This is a genomic window from Kitasatospora nipponensis (assembly GCF_039528135.1).
GTDB lineage: Bacteria > Actinomycetota > Actinomycetes > Streptomycetales > Streptomycetaceae > Kitasatospora > Kitasatospora nipponensis.
Map to the genome: position 1 here is coordinate 1 of NZ_BAAALF010000445.1, position 1,490 is coordinate 1,490.

Annotated in this window: 1 protein-coding gene and 1 pseudogene; both read left to right on the plus strand. The window is 76.4% G+C overall.

Going from position 1 to position 1,490, the window contains the following annotated elements:
* A pseudogene (locus tag ABD323_RS41040) lies at nt 1–531 on the plus strand (hypothetical protein); the annotation flags it as partial.
* Between the two features lie 236 nt (nt 532–767).
* Nucleotides 768–1,397: a helix-turn-helix transcriptional regulator gene (locus tag ABD323_RS41045; protein ID WP_344447199.1), complete on the plus strand. Its 630-nt coding sequence runs from the start codon at nt 768–770 to the stop codon at nt 1,395–1,397.
* Nucleotides 1,398–1,490: the final 93 nt, after the last annotated feature.

Consider the following 1,490-nt stretch of genomic DNA (forward strand, 5'->3'; position numbering starts at 1 on the left):
CGGGGGGCGCGGGGGCCCCCCGTCGCGCTGCTGGCCGCCGGGCCGCCGGGAGGGTACGGGCCTTCGGCGACGTACGCACCGGCGGGGGTGTACGAGCCGCCGGGGGCGTACGAGCTGCCGGCGGTGCATGAGCTGCCGGCGGTGCACGGGCGGCCGTGCCCGGGGCCCGAGGTCTCGGCGGAGGAGTGCTTCCGGATGCTCGGGCGGCTGCCGGGCCACCGGTTCCGGCCGATCTCCCCGGGCTCCTTCCGGCACCGCCCACGGGCCTGCCTGCGGGCGGCGCTCACCGCGCTGGTCGAGGCCCACCTGCTCGATCCGCTGCCCGGTGGCGGTTACCGGATCGAGCCGCTGGTGAAGCGCTTCGCGAGTGAACTCGCCGAGTGGGACGCCCGTCCGGGCCCCGGTCCCGGTCCGGTGGGGCCGGGCCGTCGGTACCGGGCGGGCGGCCGGGCGGGCAGCGGGTCGGCCCGTCCGGCCTGGTCGCCCGGCCCGGACGGGCCGTCCTGGGAGGGGTTGTTGATCGCGTGCTGACCGAGGTCGGGCGGACCGCGGCGGACCCCGGTCCGCAGAGGTCCGCCCGGGTCCGACCGCCGCGCGTTGAGCGCCTGTTGACCGACCGGCAGGAGTGCGGCGGTCCGGCAGGCACCTGGTAAGCGCTTGGCAGGTGCCTGGTAGGCGGCGCCGTCCAAGCTGAGCCCCGGCTACCCCGGGGGCGGGGTTGCCCGAACGGCCTGCGGGCCGGGGGCGTCACGGGAGGAAGTAAAGGAATGAACGTGCATCGGATAGCCGTCCGGATCCAGGCCGACGACCCCATCTCGCAGTCCGGGGTCGCCGCGCAGTTGCGCACCAGGCCCGAACTGCGGCTGCTGGACCAGTCGGAGGCCGCCCAGGCGGACGTGGTCCTGGTGGTGGCCGACACCCTGGACCAGCGCACCGTCACCCAGCTGCGGGCCCTGCGCCGCAACCTGCCCGGCCGCCTGGTGCTGGTGCTCTCCGCACCGGACGCCGGCGCGCTGGCCACCGCCGTGGAGTGCGGGGTGGTGGGGCTGCTGCGGCGCTCGGAGGCCAACGCCGACCAGCTGGTCCGCACGCTGAGCGCGGCCGTGCGCGGCGAGGGGGCGATCCCGCCCGACCTGCTGGGCCGGCTGCTGGAGCAGATGGGACGGCTGCAGCGCCAGGTGCTCGACCCCCGGGGGATCTCCTTCTCCGGCCTGCACCAGCGCGAGATCGACGTGCTGCGGCTGGTCTCCGAGGGGTTCGACACCCGGGAGATCGCGCAGCAGCTCGCCTACTCCGAACGCACCGTCAAGAACGTGCTGCACGACGTCACCACCCGGCTGCAGCTGCGCAACCGCTCGCACGCGGTCGCCTACGCGCTGCGCCAGGGACTGATCTGAGGGGTCCGCACGAGGGCGGCCGGGCGGGCCGGCTGCCTGATCGGGCAGCGCCGGGTTCCCCCGGGAGCGCCCGCGCGACACCGGTCGCGCGGG

Excerpts from the sequence above, each read along its gene's own strand:
- ABD323_RS41045 (WP_344447199.1), top strand. The coding sequence starts at position 768 with ATGAACGTGCATCGGATAGCCGTCCGGATCCAGGCCGACGACCCCATC.